At 51.9% G+C, this 18,351-nt stretch carries 16 protein-coding genes; 6 read left to right on the forward strand and 10 right to left on the reverse strand.

The window, feature by feature from the left end:
• Positions 1–127: 127 nt before the first annotated feature.
• The 5 genes from PKH29_10245 to PKH29_10265 are packed head-to-tail and all read right to left on the reverse strand — an operon-like array spanning position 128 to position 3,646.
• The gene (locus tag PKH29_10245; GenBank protein ID HNX15214.1) at positions 128–493 is read right to left on the reverse strand and encodes a VOC family protein; all 366 of its coding nucleotides are present in this window, start codon (positions 491–493) and stop codon (positions 128–130) included.
• 14 nt (positions 494–507) lie between these two features.
• Positions 508–1,569, reverse strand: a complete 1,062-nt coding sequence (locus tag PKH29_10250; protein HNX15215.1) for a hypothetical protein — start codon at positions 1,567–1,569, stop codon at positions 508–510.
• A complete protein-coding gene (locus PKH29_10255) occupies positions 1,566–1,970 on the reverse strand; it encodes a hypothetical protein (protein HNX15216.1) in 405 nt (134 codons plus the stop codon). Before PKH29_10255 ends, PKH29_10250 begins: the two co-directional genes overlap by 4 nt.
• A 20-nt stretch (positions 1,971–1,990) precedes the next feature.
• Positions 1,991–2,275: a DUF3795 domain-containing protein gene (locus tag PKH29_10260; protein HNX15217.1), complete on the reverse strand. Its 285-nt coding sequence runs from the start codon at positions 2,273–2,275 to the stop codon at positions 1,991–1,993.
• Between the two features lie 27 nt (positions 2,276–2,302).
• Positions 2,303–3,646, reverse strand: coding sequence for a hypothetical protein (locus tag PKH29_10265; protein HNX15218.1), 1,344 nt, complete (start codon positions 3,644–3,646; stop codon positions 2,303–2,305).
• Between the two features lie 174 nt (positions 3,647–3,820).
• Here PKH29_10265 and PKH29_10270 point away from each other — a divergent pair, with 174 nt between their 5' ends.
• Positions 3,821–6,487: a family 78 glycoside hydrolase catalytic domain gene (locus tag PKH29_10270; GenBank protein ID HNX15219.1), complete on the forward strand. Its 2,667-nt coding sequence runs from the start codon at positions 3,821–3,823 to the stop codon at positions 6,485–6,487.
• A gap of 72 nt (positions 6,488–6,559) precedes the next feature.
• Here the strand turns inward: PKH29_10270 and PKH29_10275 are convergent, their stop codons facing one another.
• Both PKH29_10275 and glpK read right to left on the reverse strand, forming a co-directional pair.
• Complete coding sequence (locus PKH29_10275) at positions 6,560–7,459, reverse strand: 4Fe-4S double cluster binding domain-containing protein (GenBank protein HNX15220.1); 900 nt, start codon at positions 7,457–7,459, stop codon at positions 6,560–6,562.
• Positions 7,460–7,494: 35 nt separating this feature from the next.
• Positions 7,495–8,988, reverse strand: a complete 1,494-nt coding sequence (gene glpK, locus PKH29_10280; protein ID HNX15221.1) for a glycerol kinase GlpK — start codon at positions 8,986–8,988, stop codon at positions 7,495–7,497.
• A 159-nt stretch (positions 8,989–9,147) separates the two neighbouring features.
• Between glpK and PKH29_10285 the strand changes: the two genes are divergently transcribed.
• The 3 genes from PKH29_10285 to PKH29_10295 are packed head-to-tail and all read left to right on the forward strand — an operon-like array spanning position 9,148 to position 14,588.
• Positions 9,148–10,542 carry an MFS transporter gene (locus tag PKH29_10285; protein ID HNX15222.1) on the forward strand — a complete coding sequence of 465 codons (1,395 nt, stop codon included), beginning with the start codon at positions 9,148–9,150 and terminating at the stop codon, positions 10,540–10,542.
• 33 nt (positions 10,543–10,575) lie between these two features.
• On the forward strand, positions 10,576–12,561 hold the full coding sequence (locus tag PKH29_10290) for a hypothetical protein (protein ID HNX15223.1): 1,986 nt from the start codon (positions 10,576–10,578) through the stop codon (positions 12,559–12,561).
• Positions 12,562–12,599: 38 nt separating this feature from the next.
• Complete coding sequence (locus tag PKH29_10295; GenBank protein ID HNX15224.1) at positions 12,600–14,588, forward strand: beta-galactosidase trimerization domain-containing protein; 1,989 nt, start codon at positions 12,600–12,602, stop codon at positions 14,586–14,588.
• On the opposite strand, the gene PKH29_10300 is transcribed toward PKH29_10295, so the two are convergent.
• Positions 14,585–15,739 (reverse strand): DUF4405 domain-containing protein, encoded by a 1,155-nt coding sequence (locus PKH29_10300; protein ID HNX15225.1) that lies wholly within the window; start codon positions 15,737–15,739, stop codon positions 14,585–14,587. The genes PKH29_10295 and PKH29_10300 overlap by 4 nt on opposite strands.
• A 161-nt stretch (positions 15,740–15,900) precedes the next feature.
• Between PKH29_10300 and PKH29_10305 the strand changes: the two genes are divergently transcribed.
• The gene (locus tag PKH29_10305) at positions 15,901–16,500 is read left to right on the forward strand and encodes a hypothetical protein (protein HNX15226.1); all 600 of its coding nucleotides are present in this window, start codon (positions 15,901–15,903) and stop codon (positions 16,498–16,500) included.
• Between the two features lie 54 nt (positions 16,501–16,554).
• Complete coding sequence (locus tag PKH29_10310) at positions 16,555–17,346, forward strand: M55 family metallopeptidase (GenBank protein HNX15227.1); 792 nt, start codon at positions 16,555–16,557, stop codon at positions 17,344–17,346.
• A 56-nt stretch (positions 17,347–17,402) separates the two neighbouring features.
• Here the strand turns inward: PKH29_10310 and PKH29_10315 are convergent, their stop codons facing one another.
• Together PKH29_10315 and PKH29_10320 are read right to left on the reverse strand one after the other, a co-directional pair.
• On the reverse strand, positions 17,403–17,939 hold the full coding sequence (locus PKH29_10315) for a TlpA disulfide reductase family protein (GenBank protein HNX15228.1): 537 nt from the start codon (positions 17,937–17,939) through the stop codon (positions 17,403–17,405).
• A gap of 16 nt (positions 17,940–17,955) precedes the next feature.
• Positions 17,956–18,351 (reverse strand): cytochrome c biogenesis protein CcdA (locus PKH29_10320; GenBank protein HNX15229.1); only part of this gene is annotated, 396 nt, incomplete at its 5' end.

Below are 18,351 nucleotides of genomic sequence, written 5' to 3' on the forward strand. Positions count from 1 at the left end.
GTTAACAACCCATACCATCAAGCCGATTATATCATAAAACAACAAACCTGACAACACTGTGTCAGGTTTGAAGAAAAATTATGTCATTCTTCGACTACTCTCAGGATGACAAAAATCGTCTCCGCCATCAAACAAAAATACCCCAGCGCACGCCGAATTTATCAATTAAATCCGCCAATAACGGACTCCATTCAGCCGACCCGGAAAAACTGATTTTTCCGCTTTCGCTGAGATTGTCGGTTATTTTTTGCACAAGTTCTTCATTGCCCTCGCCGAAATGCAGACAAAAATGCATGGAGTTGCCTGTAATTACTTCTTTTTGGTCGGATTCGGAAATCGAAAATACTTGTCCGTAAATATCCAGTTCGGCGTGGGCGATCGTTCCGTCTGCGTTGTAATGACAGCAAATGAGTTTCGCACCCAAGGCATTCAAATAAAACGGGACGGCCTGCGCGCTGTTTTTGACATATGCATGCATCATGGATCTTTTCATTGTTTTTATTCCTTTTAAATTTCTTTTCCCATAAACCGCTTCGGCGTTTTCCCGCCGTTGACCGCCCGAACGGCTTCGAGAATTTCCTCTTTTCGCGCTTCGGTGTCGGGTAAATCCGTTACCACATCGTTCAAGTCATACGGTCCGTTGCGGAAATGCCCAACCGAGATCCCGTGAATCTCGCCGTCGATGAGCAGATATTGCAATGGCTCGCGGTCGTATTCAAGATGTTCATAAAGCGGCTTGAACTGCTCTTTTAAAACGTGTTCGTTTGACTTAACCAGTATGTCGTTTCGGTGCAAAGCGTAAACACTCGCAATTGTGTTGCTCGTGTTTTCGGCATGCGCAGATAACTTTGCACAATCGGTTTTCAACAGATATCCGTTATCTGTTTCAATTAAAACATCGCCTGTGACAAGCGCCGAGACCGCGGCTTTGATCTCCTTTTCGGGCAGCTTGTAAAACGACTTCGCCATCACGGTATCAAACAAGACCAAACGATAGGCAAAACGCTGCAAGATGATTTTTAATGCCTCTGAGCGTGTGTATTTATCCGGGTCAATGTCCGGGAACATCTCGCCGAACCGGTACCAGCCCCGATCCCATTCACCGTCGTATTGATCTTCGTAGATTAAAAACGCCTCCTGCAAGCGGTGCAGAGCGGGGGTGATCTCCTTGACAAGCAGCCCGGTCTCCTCTTTCATCATCTGAATCGTCAGCGGGCCTTCACGCTCAATTAAAGTTAATAACCGCCGTTGGATTGCGGTCGGTTTCAGCAGGGGTTTTCGGTACAAAGCCATAAACAGCTCAAGGTCTTCGGGGACGATCCAGCCCAGATTTCCGCCGGAAAACCGGCCTTTGATCAGCTCGTGCCTTGCTTGTCGCACACGGTTGAAGGCGATATCGTCAAAGTCGGCGCGAAAGGTCAGCGAGGGCGGGTCGCCGAAGCCGTTCCAGTAGACGTTCTGCCCCGGCTGTAAATCGCGATATAACGTGAGGTATTCATCCTTGTTTGCGCGCCTCGAGAGAAACTGCCGTTCCATGCGCAAAGCGGTAATTTTTGAATCATTCTTCATGTCGTTGCATTTTCCTCGGCCATAAAGCCCCATAATACGCCAAATCGATCGATGAACTGCACACAGAGCGGGCTGTAGGCCGGTTCCTGCATCGGGTCGACCGTGATGCTGTCCGCTTTCAAAATGTCGTAGCAAGTCAGTAGGGCGGCCTTGCTCTCGAACATCACAATCAAATGGACGGCGCAGTCGGTGGTTCGGTTTTTATTGCCGAAGCGGTCATTCAGAAACACCGTCTGCCTGTGGATTTTCATCACGGCATGGGCGATGCGGTCGCTTACGGACTGGGACGGATCGTATTGGTGGCTGTAAATCACGCTCTCGGCTTTAGTGCCGAACGCGGTTTCATATATGGCGATGGCCTGCTTACAGTCGCTGTTAAAGTGAAGATGCGGAATCAGCATAAATTGCTCCTATAATCTTTTTATTCCTTCGCCCGGCGTTTGCATTGTTCGATGCGAGCGCCCGCGGGTTTGTCACCATGTACGGGGTCGCAGGAATATTCGGTCAACAGTTGACAGGGGAGGTCGGGGCACTGACCGCAGTGTTCGAAGCCCTTGTCCTGACAACAGGCGGCAACAGGGCATTTTCCGTGAAACGGGTTTCCGTTGGTCCCGATGCAGCCGCCGCAGCCGTGTGATTCCTTGAATCCGCAGTCGGAGCAGTGCAGCCCGCACCGGGAATCGATTTTATGATTCTTATCGTTCATTTTTTCTTTTTCTCCTAATATGTATTTTCACCAGTCGGTGAAATAGTGTCCGATCATTTTTCCGCAAGCGGTGCAGGTTTGATTGACTGCGTGTCCGCCCGCGTCCTTTTCATCAATCGGGCCGAGATGGCTCTCCGTGCCGCAGACGCGGCAGGTTTTGCAGCCGGTTTCTTTGTCCCATTCGTGGCCGATTTTACCGCAGACGGCTTGTTTGAGGTCTTGCCCCTTAACGGTATTCAGCAATTCAAGCAAAAGGGCTTGATCGGTGATTCTTTCAACTGCCGCTTTTTGAACCTTTAACTCGTTGTCTGTTTTGGCAAGTTCGGCTAAAACCGGCTGATCCGTGATCTTTTGGACGGCATTGACACGGCTCTCATAACGCTTATCGCTCTTTGCGACTGAGATATAAACCGCTTGGGCTGTCTCTTTGTCGGTCATCCGTTCGGCGGCGCGCAGACGGGTACAGCCGTCGGCGCCGCTTTGGGCGATCTCCGCAAAGATCGGCTGAGCAACTTTTTCGTCTGATATTTTCTCGGCGATTTTCAAGCGGATTTTCAAATCGGTCACAGTTTTTGCCGATTCGATCAATAAGGATTGGTCGCTCAACTGAATCAGTGCCCGCTCGTGCCAATCGCTTTTTGACTTGTCGGAAAGAACATCATAATAAACCCGCTGCGCCGCTTTTGCGTCAGTCAGTTGCCCGGCGGCGTCAAATCGCAGTTGTATCAATTCAGAGCGGGTCAGGGATAAGAGGACTCGCTCGGCAAGGGCTGTATCCGTGAGTTTGCATGCGGTATCCAACTTGATACGGTCACTCTTTGCATTCACTGCGATCTGCGCAAGCGCTTTTTGATCGGTGATCTTTTCAAGTGCGTTGATCCAGGTGCGGTCATACATACCGTTATTTCTTTTAGGGTCGGCAGAGAGGACGAGCACGATATCGCGCAGCACCTCTTGATCTGAGATTTTTTCAAGCGCGAAAGATTGGATGATACCGTTTTTGCCCGATAAAACGAGCGCGGCCAACATTTTTGTATCATTCAACCGAGAAAGCGCGGTATTGCTTACAGCTTCATTTTTATCGTTTTGAACGGCCTTTGCCAGTGCGACCGGATCGGTGATCTTATTCACCGCCGCTTCACGCACCGCAGCGTTGGGAGCGGTGAGCGCCGCTTGTTCCAACTGTTTCGGGTCGGTCAGCTTATCAATCGCCCGCAGCGCCTTTTCCCGGTCCGAACTCTCCCACGTCGGTTTAAATAATCCCATAATACCCTCCCGGCTTGATTCATTGATCATGATAAATTCGGCGCGGTCACTTTTCGGTTTTGCTGCAATACGGTTCAATACGCCGATGAGACGGTTGATTTTCATATAAATGATTTCCTCGCGCTCGAAGTCGAGTTTACCGAAATTTCATGTTTTTCATTATAGCAGAAAATTTCAGTATTTAAAATAATGAATCGGAAAAAACAAAAACAGTAAAAGACCGTTGCGCTTGGTGCTTTGCACTGGTAGAATGAAAGAAAAGGGCATCACGGAGGTTTTATGGCACTTAAAATTTATGATTTATCGGTCAACGATTTAAAAGATTATATCGGGTTTGACTCGCCGCTCCGTTTTTCGTGGAAAGTGCGAGCTTCCGAACGCGGAGAATGCCAAAAGCAAAGGCGCATTTTGGTCTCGGAGAACCGTGAAGAACTTGAAAAAAATACGGGCGAAATTTGGGACAGCGGTTGGATTTTATCGGGAGAATCTTTGTACATTTCTTATTTCGGTGAAAAATTGAAGCCGCTGACGCGTTATTATTGGCGCGTTTTATGCAAAGGAGAAGACGGCAAAGAGGTTCGGTCGGAGATTGCCTTTTTTGAAACCGCCAAACTGGACACGCCGTGGAAAGCCAAGTGGATCACCGCCGATTTTATCGATAAAGCGCCGAAGTTCGCGCAAAAAGAACAGGACGCGCTGGCGGCGCCCTATCTGCGCAAGGTCTTTTCGGTTAAGAAACCGGTTGAATGCGCACGGCTTGTCATCTGCGGACTCGGATATTTCGAGGCCTGTTTGAACGGTAAAAAAGTCGGGGACGATTTTCTTTCAACACCGCCCACCCAATATGATCTTCTCTCCTTTTACCGCGTTTACGACGTGACCGGGCAGCTCAAGACCGGGGAAAACGCGCTTGCGGCAGTGCTCGGGAACGGGTTTTACAACAGCTTCACCGACGACCCGTGGAATTCAAGCCATGCGCCCTGGCGCGGCTGGCCCCGCCTGATCGCGGAACTGCATATCATTTATTCGGACGGCACCAAGACCATGATCCCGACCGACGGCAGCTGGAAATCGGACAGAGGACCGATCTTTTTCAACGGCATCCGCCACGGCGAGCATTATGACGCCCGTCTCGAACAACCCGGCTGGAATGATGCCGGCTTCAACGATTCCGCCTGGCAGCCGGCGCGGCTGATGAGAAGTCCCGGCGGCGTATTAAAAGCGATGGAGATGGAGCCGATCCGCATCTGCGAACGGTTTCCTGCGGTCGATCTCTGGCAGACGCCCGACGGCTGGGTCTTTGACGTGGGGCAAAATCAGGGGGGCATCGGCGCGTTTGTTTTCAGGGGAAAGGCGGGTACCGGGATCACAATCCGCTATTCCGACCTTCTGACGCCCGACAGGCGGCTGACCCACAAGCAGCTCGATGTATTTATCAAAAATTACTGCTTCCAGACCGATAAATACATCAAAAAGACCGACGGAGAAGAGGTCTGGCATCCGATTTTCACCTATCACGGCTTTCAATATATCGAACTCTCGGGCATTGATTATACGCCCCAACTCTCCGATGTGACGGCGCTGACGCTTCATAACGATGTGGCCGAAAACAGCGTTTTCAATTGCTCCGATGAGGTCTTGAACAAAGTGCAGCATATGTGCCGCAGGTCTTCGACTTCGTGCATGATGGGGATTTTCGCAAGCGATACCCACCGCGAAAAAAGCGCCTGGACGGGCGACGGCTCGCTGTCTTCCGAACAGCTTACCATCAACTTCGGAGCAAAAGCGTTTTTGAGTAAATGGCTGGGTGACATTCGCCGTGCACAGCGTATTGACGGTCTGATTCCCTGCATCGCCCCGACTGCCGGTTGGGGCTATAACAGCATGAACGGGCCCGACTGGTCGTCCGCAATCGTCGACATCCCGTGGAATCTGTATGTTGCATCCGGCGATATGCAGGTGCTGTATGAAAATTACGAGGCGATCCAAAAACATTTTGCTTTTATGGAGCATATGGCGACCGATGATATCGTGCATTACGGCCTCGGCGACTGGTGTCCGCCGTTCGAGGGCGAGGCCGTCACCGTCAACATGAGCAATTTCAAATGCCCGACCGAAGTCACCGATACGGCTTATTATCACACGGCGGCGAGGCGCCTTTGGCAGATGGCGGAGATTTTAGGCAACAAGCGCGACGCGCTGCATTATCAAAAACGCGCAAAAGAGATTAAAAAGGCCTTCCGGGACGCGTTTTATGATTCAAAAAACGATCTGGTCACGGGGAATTGTCAGACCTCGACCGGCGTGATGATTTACCACGGTTTCGCCGAACCGGAGGAGCTTCCCGGCCTGTATGCCCGGCTGCTGACTCAAATCGACGAGCAGAACGGCCATCTCGACTTCGGCGTTTTGGGAAATAAGGCCGTCATGCATGCGCTCGGCGCGGGCGGGCTTGGTGAGGTCGGTATCAAAATGCTGCTTCAACCCGATTTCCCGAGCGTGCGCAGATGGGTCGAGTTAAACGCCAACACCCTCTGGGAGTGCTGGAACGGCGGCGGTTCGCACAACCACCACATGTTCAGCGACCTCTCCGCGTTTTTTTATCAATACATCGCCGGAATCAGCGCCGACGAAAACGAACCGGGCTATGCGCATATCATGGCCAGACCCGCATTGACCTCGGGCCTTTCGGGCGCGCGCTGCGAGATCTCGACGGTGCGCGGTACGGTCGGCTGCCGTTTTCTTATCGCAAACGGCGCATTCATCGTCGAGCTGGACATTCCGTCCGCTTGCCGCGCGACGTTGTATCTGCCGGATTGCCGCGATCTGACCGAAAGCGGTGTAAAAGCCGAAGAGGCCGATGGCGTTCAAATGCACAGCGAAAATAATAAACCGGTTATAGAACTGGTTTGCGGCAGTTATCGAATTGAGGGGAAGTTGCTGTAGGAACATCCGGCATATGTGTTAAGCGGATATTATCTTGTAGGGTGGGATGACCACATCTCGTCCTACTAATTTTCACGCATTTTCCAACATCAACCGCAGATTGCGCGGAATGCACTTTAATTCGTCGCCGTTGTCGTAAATCCACAGTTTCTCTTTAATCATATCAGGGTAATCTTTAAATGAAGCACTACGGAGCATGGTCTCGGTTTCGTCTTCCGAAAACTCGATTTTCTCAACATTCGCAAGACGCTTTTGATTCATCGGGCAGACGTCCTGACATTTGGTGCACTCGAGCAGCCGATGATGCGCCGATTTCGGCACCCATTCGGGAATATCAAGATCGTCGCGAGCATTGACGTTCGCAAGGCAAATTTCGTTGTCGATCAAATAGCGGTCGGGCAAAATGGCCTTGGTCGGACAATTTGCGATGCACTTTCCGCAGGTATCGCACAACTCCATGGTGACGGCTTCGCGCCAGGAATAGCCCTCAGCGGGCAGGTCGGCGGCATAGGAATTCAATTTGATAAAACTGCCCCAATCGCCGCAATAGGTGATGTTGCTGCGCCCGTATTCGCATAAACCCGCGCAGACCGCAAGCCGCTTTTGCGGCATCCACGAAAAGGGCTTGAGATGAAAACCGCGCTGTTCAAAGAGCGCTTTTAAAGCGTCGTCCCGTTCGGCCGTATGTAAAAACCCGTCGTCCGCAATGCAGGAAACCGTTTTTCCCCGATAGCGAAAAACCAAATTGACGACCCTTTGCGGCCACACTGCGACGACAACGGATTTGACCTCGAAATCAACCTCCGGGGTATAGACATATTTCTTTTCGATGATCCATTTCTGAAACCCGTTGATCGCATTATCGGCAGCGACTTTATTGATGTCCGCTTTCAGTTCCGCCATTTTGCCGATCGGGATGACTTCGATTTTGATGTCGCTTTCAAGAGCGGCTTTTTTGATGTCGTCAACCATGTGTACCTCCAGTCATATTATCACTTAAAACGATATTAAGGTTTCGCCCAGCCCCGGGAGCAGTCGACGGCTTTTTTCCAACCTTTTAATAGTTCTTGTTGACAGTCGCACGACATTTTCGGCTCGAAAGTGCGTTCCCGTTTCCAATTCTTTTCGATTTCGTATTTGCTCTCCCAATAGCCGACCGCAAGCCCCGCGAGATAGGCCGCGCCCATTGCGGTGGTCTCGATGCAGGCGGGGCGGTGAACCGGTGCGCCGATGACGTCGGCCTGAAACTGCATTAAAAAGTTGTTCGCCGATGCGCCGCCGTCGACACGCAGCGAACGCAGGGTCTTGCCGCAGTCCTGCGCCATTGCCGAAATCACGTCGCCGGTCTGGTAGGCGATGGATTCGAGCGTCGCGCGGATGATGTGTTCGCGGGTGACACCCCTGGTCAGCCCGACGATGCAGCCGCGCGCATACGGGTCCCAATACGGCGCACCAAGCCCCACAAAGGCCGGGACGACATAGCACCCGGCGGTATCGGGTACTTTTGAGGCGAAATATTCGGTATCGGCGGCATTATAGACCAGATGCAGCTCATCCCGCAGCCACTGGATGGCGGCACCTGCGATAAAAATCGAGCCCTCGAGCGCGTATTCAACCTTGTTGTCGACGCCCCATGCAATCGTCGTGATCAGGCCGTTTTCGGAAAACACGGGTTTTTCGCCGGTGTTCATCAGCAAGAATCCGCCGGTGCCGTAGGTGTTCTTGGCTTCCCCGGCGAAAAAGCAGGTCTGCCCGAACAGCGCCGCCTGTTGATCACCCGCCGCGCCGCCGATTTGAATCGGATAGCCGAAAAAATCGGGCAGGGTCTCGCCGTAGACGCACGACGACGGCCTGACCTCGGGCAGCATGCAGGCAGGGATATCGAGCTCGGCCAGAATCTCTTTATCCCAGCACAGGTCGTTGATGTTATATAAAAAAGTGCGCGAAGCATTGGAATAATCGGTGATATGTACTTTTCCGCCGGTTAGCCGCCAGATCAGCCAGCTCTCGACTGTGCCGAATAACAGTTCCCCGCGCTCTGCGCGCTGTCTTGCGCCGGGGACGTTTTCCAAAATCCAGCGCAGTTTGGTGCCGGAAAAATACGCGTCAATCACCAGTCCGGTCTTTTGCCGGAACTTCTCGGCCAGCCCCTTGGCTTTGAGTTCATCGCAGTACTCCGCGGTGCGTCTGCATTGCCAGACGATGGCGTTATAAACCGGTTCGCCGGTGGTCTTGTCCCATACAATTGTGGTCTCGCGTTGGTTGGTGATGCCGACCGCCGAGATGTCGCGCGCAGAGACGCCGATTTTCTGCATGGCCTCCTGTGCCGCGCCGATCTGAGTAGCCCAGATCTCCATCGGGTCATGCTCGACCCAGCCGGGTTTCGGATAAAATTGGCGGATATCTTTTTGGGCCGTGCTTTTGATATTGCCCACGCGGTCGAAGAGGATGCAGCGGGCGCTTGTCGTGCCGGAATCCAAGGCCATAATATAGCTCATAATCGTTCTCCTGACACTTATTTTACCATATTATAACGGATTGCGGGAACATTTTCAAGAACGATTGACAAGCGCAGCGCAATATAATATCATTGACACGGCGGAATGCCAATTCTTTATACGGTGGATTTTTTCAAATCTGGTAACGGTGTGTATATCTCTATGAAATTCTTCCGGAATTTCTTTTCACATTTCGGCGATGTGCTTTATAATTACATAGCAGGCATCAAAGAGAGCCGCTTTAACGCCCTTTATAACGACCGTGACGGTTATGCGAAGGACCTGCGCCGGGTTTTCTGGGGCAACGCCTTCGGCAATCTCGCGGCTGTGACGATGAACGGCGTATTTTTTACCGGATTGGTTTTAATTTTGCTCAAAGGCGAGAGCGACAGCGTCAAAAACTCTTATATCGGAACCATCGTCAGCATTCAAACCGCCTGCGGCATGGCGCAGATTTTCGCGCCCGTTCTGATCGAGCGTTTAAAATCGCGCAAGGCGTTTGTTTTTGCGACCCGTCTTGTTTACTACGGCATCAATGCGGTTTTGCTTCCGCTCGTTCCGCTGCTTCCGCTTTCACAAAAGCCGCAGATCTCCGTCTTTATCGCTTTGATGATCATCATGCAGATTTCGATGTCGATCAACAGCCCGGCCATTTCGGCCTGGCATATCACCTACATCACGCCTGACCGGCGGGCTGACTACTTCTCGCTGCAGCAGATGGCATATACCATATTGAACGCCCTGACCATGGTCTCGTGCGGATTTTTACTGGATCAATTTAAAGCGCACGATGCGGCGCTGACCGGCATATTGATTTTGCGCGGCTTGGCGGTAGTATTCGTCGCTTTTGAATGCAACATGTTTTTCCGAATCCGCGAGGTGGAATATCCCAAGCCGGAAAAGCTCGATTTTATCTCGATCTTCTCCGCGCCGATGAAAAGCAAGGGCTTTATCCCGCTTGTGCTGATTGCCGCGGCTTATAATTTTACCGTGGCGATCCAAGGGCAGTATTTTACGGTTCATTTGCTCGAAGAAGCAAAAATGAGCTATACGCTTTACACGTTCATGGGCATTTTCTCACTGCCGATCCTGCTGATCATGATGCCGGTTTGGAACCGGATTGTCAAAAAGCTGGGATGGTTTTACACACTCGCGCTGTCTATCATTCTCTTTTCGCTGCCGCAGATTTTCAACATGCTGATCACCGAAAAAACGATCTGGATCTATCCGGTACTTTGTATTTATACCAGCTTTGTGAGTCCGGGGCTGTCGTTAGGGTTTTCTAACCTGCCGTTTATGCGGATGCCCGAGGAATCGAAATCATCCTGTCTGGCGTTTTACTCCACTGCGGCAAGCTTGGCCGCATTTGCGGGTGCGCTGTTCGGGAAATACTTCGTCCAATGGACCGAGGGGAAGTATCTGAATCTGTTCGGGATCACGGTAGGGAACCGACTTTATCACTTCATCATCTCATTCGGGCTTTTGGTGATATTGTCGGCGGTCATCTTTACTATGCAAAAACGCGAGGAAAGATCCAAAAGCGAATCTTCGGAATGAGAAACCGATTCATACAGAAAGGACGGTCATCAAATGGCACGGTACGGATGGTTCTGGTACGACTCCGACGAGATCTTCAGGTTTACGCAAGAGGATATGGACGCCAAAGTCAAGCGGTATGCCGACATCGGCATCACGGTTCTGATCGGCTCCACTCTCACGCATTTCCGCTGGTCGTTTTTCCGCCACTGGGATGTGATTCTCGCCTGCATCGAAAAGCTGGTCAGGGCCTGCCATAAATACGGAATTCAATACGTCGAACACCACAGCTCCCATCTGACTTTTAACCCTCAGGACGACGAAGAAAAGAAAATCATCGAGCGGATGTTTACTTCCCGCGGCGGTTCGTCGGACGAATGGCCGGGTTTGTGGGAGGACGCCTGCGGCGATCCGGAGATCGACGGCGTCAAGCTGTCGAGTATGCGGCAGATTTCCGGCCGAAGCGGCAAAATCGGCATCACGACCTATCACGGCTACGGCTTTTGTTTTAACAACCCCGATTACAGACGGATTTATTTCAAGCACCTCGCGGATATCTATGCGCAGGGCGTCGACGGCATCATGACCGACGACATCCAGTATTTCGGCAACGACGGCACCGGCTGGGCATCTTTTAATGCCTGCACCTGCGAACACTGCCGCCGTCTGCTCAAAGAAAAAACCGGGTATGACATCCCCGGCCCCGGGAAATGGAAAGATTTTTATTGGAATTTCAAAGACCCGGCGTTCGTGGCTTGGAAACGGTTCAAGGATGAATCCACGCTCGATTTTGTCTATGCGGTCAAAAAGCATTACGAGGATTTGGGCTATAAGATGCTTCGCCCGAATTATATCTCCCATGTGCTGTTTACCAATGTGACCGCGGCGCCGTTTGAAAAATGCGCAGAGATCTGGGACTGCATCTTTCAGGAGAACTGCTACAGCCATATTATCTCTCAGTCCTGGCCGTCCTTTGCGACCGAAGCCGTCCATCGGTTCTGTATGGCCCGCAAAGGGGACGTGCCGGCGATGTCGATGTTTTATCCCGCGACGGAATCGGGACTGTATTTCACTTGGGCGCTTTCGATGGCTTGGGGGCAGCTTTTTACCCAGAGCGGCGGAGACGACCTCGACAAATATCTCGACGAGGGTAAGCTGCGCAGGTTTGAAAGTGCAAATGCGGAATTGTACGGGCACCCGAGAAAGATTGCCGATCTCGCGTTTTTATTGTCGCAGAACACCCGCGATTATGCCGACGGATGCGACGGCTATATGAAACGTTTTTTACAGTGGATGCAGGCGTCGATGATGTCCGGGATCGCGACCGATATGGTTTTTGAAGACGACGGCGAACATTTCGGCGATCATCAGGTGATTGTCGCGGCTTACACGGCGATGCTCTCCGATAAAGTTTTACAGGACCTTGAACAATATGTGATAAACGGCGGAAAACTGCTGATCGTCGGCGACTTCGGGGTTTACAAACCCGACGGAGGCAAACGGGAAACGCCTGCGCTTTGCGCAAACCAAAAGCTCGGCAAAGGCGAAGTCGTTTTGATGGATTCGTCCGAATGCGCCGAAATTTATCAGGACTTTATGAACGTGCGCAGAGACGTCAATTATTCCGACCGGGTTCCCGCGACGCCGTATGCACTTGATAAGCTGCGTCAGACCGGCGGCAAAGCGCTGCACAAACGGTTAGGAAAAACCGTCTGCGAGGTCGAGAGCGACGCCGAGCTGTTTGTCTCGTTATTTAAAAATGAGTCCTGCCATACGCTGCATATCGTCAATATCGGCGGCACGGTTAAAAAGAGCGGAGAAGTCGATCATATCGAGCCGATCCGAGCGTTCGGTGCGGATGCACCCAAAATCGGTACGGTCAAGGTAAAGATGAACGCGCTCTCCGGAGCAAAATCGGTCACGCTCTATACCCCCGAAAACGAAACCCCGCTGCCGCTTTCGTTCGATCAAAACGGTCGGCTTGAATTCATGATCCCGACGGGGACCTTTGCGGGATATTGCGCGGTTAAAATCGACTAAACACTACGGTGAGATAAAGTGGAAAGGGAGTTATCGGTATGATGCGGTACGGTTGGATTTGGTATGACGCGAAAGAGATTTTTGAGTTTTCTCAGGGGGATATGGACGCCAAATTCAAGCGGTATGCCGACGTCGGCATCAATATCCTGATCGGATTCAGTTGCACGCATTTTCGCTGGTCGTTTACGCGCCACTGGGATATCATCAATGCCTGCATCGAAAAGCTCGTCAAGGCCTGCCATAAGTACGGCATTAAGTATGTCGAACACCACAGTTCTCATCTGACTTTTAATCCGCAGAATGAAGACGACCGAAAATGGGCCGAAAACGTCCTGCGTTCTCGCAACTCCAAGCCCGGGGACTGGGAAGGATTTTGGGAGGACGCCTATGGTGACCCGGTCATCGACGGCGTGAAGATGTCGAGTTTACGCCAGATCTCGGGGCGCAGCGGCAAAGCGGGCATTACGACTTATCACGGTTACGGGATGTGTTTTAATAATCCCGATTACCGGCGGCTGTATTTCAACTATCTTGAGGACGTCTATAAACGGGGCGTCGACGGCATTATGACCGACGACATTCAATATTTCGGCAACGACGGCACGGGCTGGGCGTCGTTTAACGCCTGCACCTGCGAACACTGCCGCCGGCTGTTCCGTGAAAAGACCGGTTACGAAATTCCGCGGCCCGAACAGTGGAAAGAATTTTACTGGAATTTCAAAGACCCGGTTTTTGTCGCATGGAAACGGTTTAAAGACGAATCGACCCTCGATTTCGCCTATGCCGTCAAAAAGCATTATGAGGATTTGGGATACAAGATGCTGCGCCCGAACTACATTTCCGGCGTGATTACGACCAATGTGACCGCCTATCCGTTTGAAAAGTGCGCGGAGATTTGGGACTGCATCTTCCAGGAAAACTGCAGCATGCACATCATCTCCCAGTCGTGGCCGTTTTTCGCGGCCGAAGCGGTGCACCGGTTTTGTATGGGGCGTAAGCGCGGCGTCCCGGCAATGTCGATGTTTTACCCCTGTACGGATTCGTCATTATACTTCGGCTGGGCGCTCTCAATGGCGTGGGGTCAGCTGTTCACCCAATGCGGCGGAGAAAATTTGGACAACTATCTTGACGAAGGCAAACTGCGCCGGTTCGAAGAGACCTATGCCGAATTATACGAACACCCCAAAAAACTCGCCGATCTCGCGTTTTTGTTGTCGCAGAACACCCGCGATTACGCCGACGGGTGCGACCGGTATATGCACAAATTTTTGCAGTGGATGCAGGCGTCGATGATGTCCGGCATCGCGACCGATATGGTTTTCGAGGACGACGGTGAACACTTTGCCGGGCACAAGGCGATTTTAGCGCCTTATACGGCGATGCTCTCCGACAAAACCCTGAAAGACCTTGAGCGGTATGTACAAAACGGCGGAAAGCTGCTGATCGTCGGCGATTTCGGCATTTTCAAACCCGACGGAAGCAGCCGTGAAACTCCCGCGCTTTGTAAGAGTCAAAAACTCGGAAAAGGCGAAATTATGCTGATTGATCCTTCCGAGTGTGCCGATGTCTATCAGGATGTGCTCAACGTCCCGCGCAGCGATGACCTCAAACACCGCGGAAAAGTACAGCCCTATGCGCTTGACAAACTGCGTGAGACCGGCGGGAAAGCGCTGCTCGAGCGGCTCGGGGAAACCGTTTATGAGGTCGAAAGCGAAGCGGAATTGTTTGTCTCGCTTTTTAAAAATGAAACCTGTCATACATTGCACCTCGTAAACATCGGTGATACGGTTAAAAAGAACGGCGACTGCGGATACCTCGACCCGGTCGAGGTATTTTGCCCCGGCGCCGAAAAGATCGGCGAGGTAAATGTAAAACTCAACACGCTTCAGAAAGCCCAATCGATTACTCTGTATTCGCCCGAAAACCAAAACCCGCTCCCGCTGAAATTCATCAGCGAAAACGGGCGGTTGGAATTTACCATCCCGGCGCAGTCCTTTGCGGGATACTGCGCGGTTAAAATCGTCTAACCGTTTCTCTTACCCAGGAACTCGACGATATAGTAGGTTCCCGCGATATACATGCCCAGAATCGAGAGGTTTTGGGCGATTTTTTTGCCGTTGCCCAATTCTACATATTCGATGTTATCGTTTGAAGGCATCTGTGTCGCTGAGGAAGCGGACTGCGCGCTGCTTGGGGTCTGCGCGGAACCGGTCTGTTCGGAGGATGCGGATTGTTTTGAAGAAGCGGTTTGGCTGCCCGGGGTCTGCGCAGAGCTTGTCTCTGACGAAGCCGAAGATTGGGAAGAAGCCGCTTCCGATGATGCAGCCGAACTTGACGGAGTGTTTTCGGAAGAAGCGGAAGCCGTGAATTCCGTATAAATCGTCTTGGCTTCGGTGACGAGCGAACGCCCTATCGAACAAGCAGGCGCAAGCAGCGAACAATGCCTGTGGCAGCCGTTGCAAAACAGGCGTCCCAAATAATCGTTAAAAGTGTCTCCGGCCTGCGGGGTCTCGGTGATGGTGTTGTTTGAGGATATTTTTGTGTCGATATTGATAATTTTCAAGCCCGTTCCTTCACTGCCGTATTCGGCATAAGAGAGCTGCGATACCGTATAGTCCGTTGTCGCGTCATCGGCTGCCGTATAGGTCGGCAAACTGTAGGTGACGGTCGATTTAATGCCGTAGACGATGACGGCCAGCGAGATCACCGCGCCGACGGTTCTGCGCGCGCGGGTGATTTTTTGCGAGCCGAACATCGAGCGGAAAAAGCCGAGGATCATTTTCCAGTGCAGTCCGATGTGGATACCCATGACCGCCAGCGTTACATAAGCAGCCCAGGCGTGAACGGCGTACCACAGGGCGTTGTTTTCTGCCCGAAGCGGCCAAAAAAGTTCCTTTGAGATTGCAATGCCCGAGACGGCGGTCAGCACATACCCGATGAGCATCAACACATCGCAGATCCAGCGCACGGTGTTGACGTTGAATTTGGTCTTGAACAGTTTTCCGGTTACGCCCGTAATCCATTTCCGGTTTAAAAACAGGTGGAAAAACAGCGGAACCGCCATGCCGATTCCGAGAATTTCGTGCCAAACCGAACCGGTCAGGTCATATGTCATCAGGGCGAGCCACATGCCCGTCATAAAAACGTCGATGGATAATTTGACTGCGGTTTTCTTCATGAAAATCACCTCGGTATCCATTATAAAAGATAAAAATGGCAGAAATATGTCCGTGAATGAGAAGTTTTATGATGGAACGCCAAATATCATTTGGCTTTCTTGCAATCGGCTTTTTCACCTGTTATAATTGCGGTTAAGGTGGTGAACGGATGGCGTCAACAATGATGCATTTACTGGTCGGTGACGGTATCGCCAAAGCTGACAATCGGGTGAAAGGAACGGGGCAGTTTTATCTGGGTTGTTTTCTGCCCGACAGCGTCAATGTCGGCGGTTTTGCGCCCAAGGATGTGCGCTGGGCGGCACATTTGCGCGCTAAATCACTCCCTGAGTGGTATGAAAACGTCGGGAAATTCTACTGTGAAAACCGAAAGAAATATGACAATGATCTTCTGCTCGGGTATTGCGTCCACTGTATCACCGATGCCGCTTTTGACGAATTTTTTCATAAAGACATCTGGAAAAAAGCCGAAGCGGCGAATCTCACAGGCTGGGACGAATGCTTTCGGTTTGACCGCACGGTGATGGACGGGCTTTGGTGGAAAGAAAAGCTCAGACCGTTGCTCGGAAAAACCGTACCGGAAGGTGTCGGAAAGATTTCAACCGAATTGGCGGACCGGGCTCTTCGTTATGTAATAAACGACCATTATGCGACTTTGCCGCCGGAACCGCCGACGTTTGTCACCGATGAAATTATCAGAGAACTGACCATAGAGACTTTAGGAAAAACGGAGGAAAGTTTGAAAATAGATTTTCAAACCTGAAGTTTTGCCCGAACGGGCAAAACTCCCCGACTCAAACGAAAGGATGAAAAAATTATGACGGTTTACATCATCACCGATCTCGAAGGCGCAAGCGGCGTCGATCGCTTTGAAATGATCGGCGAGGAGGGCACCGAGGGGCACCGCATCGCAAAAAGGCGGCTCACCGCGGACTTGAACGCGGCGATCGCCGGCTGTTTCGACGGCGGCGCGGACAAGGTCTGGGTTCTTGACGGACACGGCAGCGGCGGGCTTATCCATGAGGAAATTGACAAACGCGCGTTGCTGCCCGAGGACCGTTACAAGTGGGATGAGATCATCATCAACGGCGAAATCGACCTGTTCATGGAAGTTGGCGCGCATGCGATGGCGGGCACCCAAAACGGCTTTTTGGACCATACCCAGAATTCACGCCAGTGGTTTAATTATTACGTCAACGGACGCAAGATGGGCGAGACCGGGCAGCTTGCGCTGCTTGCGGGCGCTTATGACATCCCGTTTTGTATGCTCGCGGGCGACGAAGCCGCCTGCGTCGAGGCCAAAGCACTGCTCGGCAATATCGAGACCGCCGTCGTCAAATACGGCATCGGGCGCAACAAAGCCAAACTCGAACCGCTCGAAGTCGCCGAACAGCGCATTCACGACGCGGCGAAAACAGCGATGAAGCGAGCCCTTGCCGGGGAATTCAAGCCGTATAAACCGATCTATCCGTTAGATATCAAACTCGAACTCTACCGTTCGGATTACTGCGACGAAAAAGCCGGACAGGACAACGTCGAGCGGCTCGACGCGCGCACACTGCGCAAAACGGTCACAAAGATCGTTCATTATCGGGACATCATGATATAGCAGTTCAAGTGTAAACCCCCGCGCGTCAAGCCGCGCGGGGGTTTTTATTTTACCGTTCACTCCGAAATCCGATCGATATAATCCCAAAGCGCCTTTTCGCTGACGGAGCCGATATGCTCTGCCGCGATCTTTCCGTCAGGAGTGATAAAATAGCTGACCGGAATTCCCTGGACTTTATAAGCCCTGGTTCCGCTGTAATCGGTGTCGTAAAAGACCGGAAAATCATAACCCTGTTCCGACAAAAACGTCTGAACCTCGGATTCGGTGCCCGGGTCATCCAGGTTAATCATTATAAACTCGACCTTTTCACCGAATTGTGAAAATGCTTTGTTGAAAGCGGGAAGCTCTTCCTGACACGGGCCGCACCAGGTTGCCCAGAAATTGAGCACGATGGGTTTTCCGAACTTCGAAGCAAGGGTGATCCCGCTGCCTTCCGCGTCATAGAAAGTGAAATCCGCCGCGGGGGTCAGTGTTTCGGAAGACGCCGATGAGGCGTTGAATTTTCCTCCCAGCGCGCGATAGGCGAGAAACGAGCCGGCAAGCACGAGCACGATCACCGCCGCCCAAATGATTGCTTTAACAGATGGTTTCATAGTTGCAGCTTTCCGCTCAGGTATTGAGCGCCGTCATCAGCCGGTCCGCAACGCCGGCCATCATCAGAATCCCCACAATGACGAGCAGCGAGCCGCAGACCGTGTTTACGAGCCGATAGTGTTTTTTGATAAAGCCGAACAGGTTCTTTAACCGGTCAATCAGCACCGCGCTGAGCAAAAACGGAACGCCGAGGCCGAGGGAAAAGACCGCAAGCAGCAAGATCCCGCTGACAACCGTGTCGCTGTTCGCGGCAAGGCCGAGCGCTGAACCTAAGAACGCGCCGACGCAGGGTGTCCATCCGACCGCGAAGATGACGCCGAACAACAGGGCGGGGAAGAACCCCAACGGTTTCACTTCGGTTTTGATTTTTGCGCTGCGGTTGAGAAAACCGATCCTGAATACGCCGATGAA

This window comes from Oscillospiraceae bacterium (assembly GCA_035353335.1).
GTDB lineage: Bacteria > Bacillota > Clostridia > Oscillospirales > JAKOTC01 > DAOPZJ01.

Bases quoted from the DNA above. Each gene is read 5' to 3' on its own strand.
- PKH29_10245 (HNX15214.1), bottom strand. From the start codon at position 493: ATGAAAAGATCCATGATGCATGCATATGTCAAAAACAGCGCGCAGGCC.
- PKH29_10250 (HNX15215.1), bottom strand. From the start codon at position 1,569: ATGAAGAATGATTCAAAAATTACCGCTTTGCGCATGGAACGGCAGTTT.
- PKH29_10255 (HNX15216.1), bottom strand. From the start codon at position 1,970: ATGCTGATTCCGCATCTTCACTTTAACAGCGACTGTAAGCAGGCCATC.
- PKH29_10260 (HNX15217.1), bottom strand. From the start codon at position 2,275: ATGAACGATAAGAATCATAAAATCGATTCCCGGTGCGGGCTGCACTGC.
- PKH29_10265 (HNX15218.1), bottom strand. From the start codon at position 3,646: ATGAAAATCAACCGTCTCATCGGCGTATTGAACCGTATTGCAGCAAAA.
- PKH29_10270 (HNX15219.1), top strand. From the start codon at position 3,821: ATGGCACTTAAAATTTATGATTTATCGGTCAACGATTTAAAAGATTAT.
- PKH29_10275 (HNX15220.1), bottom strand. From the start codon at position 7,459: ATGGTTGACGACATCAAAAAAGCCGCTCTTGAAAGCGACATCAAAATC.
- PKH29_10285 (HNX15222.1), top strand. From the start codon at position 9,148: ATGAAATTCTTCCGGAATTTCTTTTCACATTTCGGCGATGTGCTTTAT.
- PKH29_10290 (HNX15223.1), top strand. From the start codon at position 10,576: ATGGCACGGTACGGATGGTTCTGGTACGACTCCGACGAGATCTTCAGG.
- PKH29_10295 (HNX15224.1), top strand. From the start codon at position 12,600: ATGATGCGGTACGGTTGGATTTGGTATGACGCGAAAGAGATTTTTGAG.
- PKH29_10300 (HNX15225.1), bottom strand. From the start codon at position 15,739: ATGAAGAAAACCGCAGTCAAATTATCCATCGACGTTTTTATGACGGGC.
- PKH29_10305 (HNX15226.1), top strand. From the start codon at position 15,901: ATGATGCATTTACTGGTCGGTGACGGTATCGCCAAAGCTGACAATCGG.
- PKH29_10310 (HNX15227.1), top strand. From the start codon at position 16,555: ATGACGGTTTACATCATCACCGATCTCGAAGGCGCAAGCGGCGTCGAT.
- PKH29_10315 (HNX15228.1), bottom strand. From the start codon at position 17,939: ATGAAACCATCTGTTAAAGCAATCATTTGGGCGGCGGTGATCGTGCTC.